This window comes from Caulobacter sp. (assembly GCF_035254145.1).
Classification (GTDB): domain Bacteria; phylum Pseudomonadota; class Alphaproteobacteria; order Caulobacterales; family Caulobacteraceae; genus Caulobacter.
This window is the reverse complement of the sequence record NZ_DATFAV010000047.1, coordinates 1-4,572: the sequence shown is the minus strand read 5'-3', so window position 1 is coordinate 4,572 and position 4,572 is coordinate 1. Positions and strand designations below refer to the sequence as shown.

General features: G+C 65.7%; 6 protein-coding genes. 4 read left to right on the top strand and 2 right to left on the bottom strand.

The window, feature by feature from the left end; translation table 11 throughout:
• Window positions 1-341 (bottom strand): ATP-dependent protease subunit HslV (hslV, locus tag VJ655_RS02525; RefSeq protein ID WP_324097919.1); only part of this gene is annotated, 341 nt, incomplete at its 3' end.
• A 19-nt stretch (window positions 342-360) separates the two neighbouring features.
• Here hslV and VJ655_RS02520 point away from each other — a divergent pair.
• From VJ655_RS02520 to VJ655_RS02505, 4 genes are all read left to right on the top strand, one after another.
• Window positions 361-1,098, top strand: a complete 738-nt coding sequence (locus VJ655_RS02520) for a molybdopterin-synthase adenylyltransferase MoeB (RefSeq protein ID WP_324097917.1) — start codon at window positions 361-363, stop codon at window positions 1,096-1,098.
• Window positions 1,099-1,312: 214 nt separating this feature from the next.
• The gene (locus VJ655_RS02515) at window positions 1,313-2,827 is read left to right on the top strand and encodes an acetyl-CoA hydrolase/transferase family protein (protein WP_324097915.1); all 1,515 of its coding nucleotides are present in this window, start codon (window positions 1,313-1,315) and stop codon (window positions 2,825-2,827) included.
• 68 nt (window positions 2,828-2,895) lie between these two features.
• Complete coding sequence (locus VJ655_RS02510) at window positions 2,896-3,291, top strand: group II truncated hemoglobin (protein ID WP_324097914.1); 396 nt, start codon at window positions 2,896-2,898, stop codon at window positions 3,289-3,291.
• A 51-nt stretch (window positions 3,292-3,342) separates the two neighbouring features.
• Window positions 3,343-4,143, top strand: a complete 801-nt coding sequence (locus VJ655_RS02505; RefSeq protein WP_324097912.1) for a DUF3800 domain-containing protein — start codon at window positions 3,343-3,345, stop codon at window positions 4,141-4,143.
• A gap of 152 nt (window positions 4,144-4,295) precedes the next feature.
• Here the strand turns inward: VJ655_RS02505 and VJ655_RS02500 are convergent.
• Window positions 4,296-4,572 (bottom strand): 2-hydroxyacid dehydrogenase (locus tag VJ655_RS02500; protein ID WP_324097910.1); only part of this gene is annotated, 277 nt, incomplete at its 5' end.

Here is a 4,572-nt window from a genome sequence, read left to right as displayed (position 1 = left end):
CGCAGGTAACGGTCGGTTCGCCAGTCCTTGGCGAGATCCACGCAGGCCCGCGCCAACTGGTCGGGATATTGCTCCAGCTTGGCCTCGAGCCGCTCGATCAGGGTGAAGGCGTCGGCCGTGGCTCCGGCGAAACCGGCCACGACCTTGCCGCCGGCCAGGCGCCGCACCTTGCGGGCGTTGCCCTTGACGACGGTCTGGCCCATTGAGACCTGTCCGTCGCCGGCGATCACGGTCTGGCCGTTCTTGCGCACCGCGAGGATGGTCGTGCCGTGCCAGTCTGGGAAGGTGGAGTTGTTGCCTTGCATGGCTTCGCATGTGGCGAGGCCGGGGCGGAGGGTCAAGCGCCGTGAGGTTTTCGCCATGAGCTTCTCGCAAGACGAGGTCGAGCGCTACGCCCGCCACCTGGTGCTGCGCGAGGTCGGCGGTCCGGGGCAGCAGAAGCTGAAGGCCGCCCGGGTGCTGATGGTCGGGGCTGGCGGTCTGGGCGCGCCCGCGGCGCTCTATCTGGCGGCGGCCGGGGTCGGGACGATCGGCCTGGTCGACCCGGACGTCGTGTCCCTGTCGAACCTGCAGCGCCAGGTGCTGTACGCCGCCGAGGACGTCGGCCGACCCAAGGTCGAGGCGGCGGTCCAGCGGCTCTCGGGCCTGAACCCGCACGTGACGGTCGAAACCCATCCGGTCTGGCTGGACGCGGCCAATGCGGGCGACATCGTTTCGCAATATGACCTCGTCCTGGACGGCACGGACGACTTTTCCACCCGCTTTTCCGTCAGCGACGCCTGTCTGGCCCACGGCAGGCCGCTGGTCAGCGGCGCCCTGGGCCGCTGGACGGGCCAGGTCGGCGTGTTCCATGGCAAACCCTGCTATCGCTGCCTGGTGCCGGAGACCCCGCCGGACGCCGAGACCTGCGCCCTGGTGGGCGTGGTCGGCGCCCTGGCCGGCGTCATTGGCTCGATGATGGCCCTGGAGGCGATCAAGCTGATCGTCGGAGCCGGCGAACCCCTTTCGGGCAGGCTGTTGATCTATGACGCCCTGGCGGCGGAGGCGCGGACGGTGCGGATCGGCGCCGATCCCGCCTGCCCGGCTTGCGCCAAGTGATCTTACCTTGGGTCATTCCTGGCGGACGATTTGGGAGACCAAGGGTCGATCAATCGCATTTCTGCCCGATCGCTAGTCGATTTTGAGCGCCAAAACGCCTCATCACGCCAAAAACGGGGAAAACCGCCTAGAGCCGGGCGAGCGCGGCTGCTAGGAAGCGCCGCGCCCGGCCCGGCGGGGTCAAGGGTGCGTAGAACACGGCGGAGGAGCCCAGATGAGTCACGCACGGATCGCCCTGGACAGCCTGAAATCGAAGATCATGTCGGCGGAAGACGCCGCCGCCCTGATCGCGCCGGGCAGCACGGTCGGCATGAGCGGCTTCACGGGCTCGGGCTATCCCAAGACCGTGCCCATGGCCCTGGCCCGGCGGATCGAGGCCGAGCACGCGGCCGGCAACCCATTCCGCCTGCGGGTCTGGACCGGCGCCTCGACCGGGCCGGAGCTGGACGGGGCCCTGGCCAAGGCCGACGGCATCGAGTTCCGCCTGCCCTACAATTCCGACCCCATCGCCCGCGACAAGATCAATCGCGGCGAGATGGACTATTTCGACATGCACCTGTCGCAGGTCGCGCCGATGGCCTGGCAGGGGTTCCTCGGACCGCTCGACACGGCGCTGATCGAGGTCAGCGGCATCCGCGCCGACGGGTCGCTGATCCCCTCGTCGTCGGTGGGCAACAACAAGACCTGGATCGACCGCGCCTCCAAGGTGATCCTCGAGGTCAATCGCTGGCAGAACCCGGCGCTGGAGGGGATGCACGACATCTACTACGGCACCGCCCTGCCGCCGAACCGCGTGCCGATCCCGCTGGTGCGGCCCGACCAGCGCATCGGCGAGGCCTATTTCCGCTGCGATCCGTCCAAGATCGTCGCCATCGTCGAGACCGACTCCCCCGACCGCAACCTGCCGTTCGACGCGCCTGGCGAGGACCATCGCGCCATCGCCGGCCACCTCCTGGAGTTCTTCCGCCACGAGGTGGCGCGCGGCCGCCTGCCGGCCAGCCTGCTGCCGCTGCAGTCGGGCGTCGGCAACATCGCCAACGCCGTGATGTTCGGGCTGGTTGACGGTCCCTTCGACAACATGACCGCCTATACCGAGGTTCTGCAGGACGGCATGCTGGAGTTGATGAAGGCGGGCAAGCTGCTCAGCGCCTCGGCCACCGCCTTCTCGCTGAGCCCCGAGGCCGCGCACGACCTGAACGCCGACATGGAGTCCTTCCGTGAGCGCCTGGTGCTGCGCCCGCAGGAGATCAGCAACCACCCCGAGGTGATCCGGCGCCTGGGCTGCATCGCCATGAACGGCATGATCGAGGCCGACATCCACGGGGCGGTGAACTCCACCCACCTGATGGGCTCGCGCATCCAGAACGGCATCGGCGGCAGCGGCGACTTCGCGCGCAACGCCTATGTCTCGATCTTCATGGCTCCGTCGACGGCCAAGGGCGGCAAGATCTCGACGATCGTCCCGAAGACCCCGCACGTCGACCACATCAACCAGGACGTCCAGATCCTGGTGACCGAGCAGGGCCTGGCCGACCTGCGGGGCCTGTCGCCTCGCCAGCGGGCCGAGGTCATCATCGAAAACTGCTCGCACCCGGACTATCGCCCGGCTCTGAAGGATTATCTGGCCCGCGCCCGCCGCGACTCCTACGGCCAGCAGTCCCCGACCCTGCTGATGGAGGCCTTCGCCTGGCACCAGCGGTTCGTCGAGACGGGCGACATGCGGGGGTAGTTTGCGGCGGATCAAGGCGCGCGGCTCAGGCCGCCGCCTATGGGTCGGCGAGCAGACCAAGGATCGCCATGAGCACCGAGACCGAGCAACCGGCCACCCCCTTCGAGCAGATCGGCGGCGGCGAGCGCGTTCGCGCGGTGGTCGAGGCCTTCTACGACCTGATGGAGACCGACCCGGCCTATGCGCCCCTGCGGGCGATCCACGCGCCGGATCTGACGCCGATGCGCGCCTCTCTGGCCGGCTTCCTGACCGGCTGGCTGGGCGGCCCCCGCGACTGGTTCGCCGAGCGTCCGGGCGTCTGCATGATGTCGCTGCATCGCGCGATGCCGATCGACGCGGAACTTTCCCGCCAATGGACCGACGCCATGGGCCGGGCGCTGGATCAGGTCGGGGTGGAGCCCGAGATGGCCCAGGCGTTGCGCGAGGTCTTCGGCCGGATGTCGACGAACATGACGACGCGGTGAGGGTGGCGACCAAGCGTTGCCATTTTGGGTTGCAGATGTTCTGCTTTCCGGATGGCTCACAGCTACATCGCTTACATCGATGAAGCCGGCGACGATGGGCTCGGTCGTTATCGGACGCCGGGAGCGGTCGGCGGGGCGTCAACCTGGCTGACGCTATCGGCGACGGTCTGCCGAATGTCGCGCGACCTGGAAATGGTCGAATGGCGAAACGAGATAAGATCCAAGCTCGGTCAACGCGCCGAGAAGAAACCACTACATTTCAAAGAAATGAACCATGGTCAGAGGATCATGGCGAGCCAGATTTTGGCTACCAAGGCCTTACGGGGCCTATGCGTCGCGGCGAGCAAGCCTAGTCTTTTGGCCGAGACCTACACCGAGAAGAACCAACTATATTTTTATCTCTGCCGCTACTTGATCGAGAGAATATCGTGGCTTTGTCGGGACATGCGTCGTCTGGTTCCGGAGGGTGACGGGCGGGTCAAGATCATCTTTTCTCGACGCGGCGGCCTCTCCTACGATGCGTTCCGGGCCTACCTGCTGAAGCTAAAGAATTTCGAGGATCCGGCGATCCAGATCAAATGGCCGGTGATCGATATCAATGGCATCGAAGCCCAGGATCATGGCAAGCGCGCGGGCTTGCAAATCGCGGATATCGTCGCGTCGTCGATAACGGCGGGGGTGGAACCTGACTACTACGGAAACTGTGAGCTCAGATACGCCGAGACATTGAAGCCCCGGATTTATAGTCGGGGAGGGAATTATTTGAGCTACGGCGTGAAGCTCTATCCTGGCCCAGACAAGCTTGCCCTGACGCCCCAACAGCGGAAATTCATCACTCTGTTCGAGAAGTGAGGCGACCCCCCGGCCCATAATTGCGATTTCTCGCCTGCACTCGGAGAGTGCTCTGGGGTGTTCCGGCGCATGATCGCCTCAAACCCAATATATAGACCAGGAACAAAAGGTCAACGGACTCCAGAATCAACTTTTGTCAAGTCGATTGCCCCCTACAGCATCGACGGGATCACGCGGTCCGGCGGCCGGTGGCCGTCCATGAAGGTCTTCACGTTGACGATGACCTTCTCGCCCATGTCGATCCGGCCCTCGACCGTGGCCGAGCCCATGTGGGGCAGCAGGACGACGTTGGGCAGCTTCAGCAGTTTGGGATTGATCGACGGCTCGTGCTCGTAGACGTCAAGGCCAGCGCCGGCGATCTCGCCCTTGGCCAGCATGTTGGCCAGGGCCCCTTCGTCGATCACCTCGCCACGGGCGGTGTTGACCAGC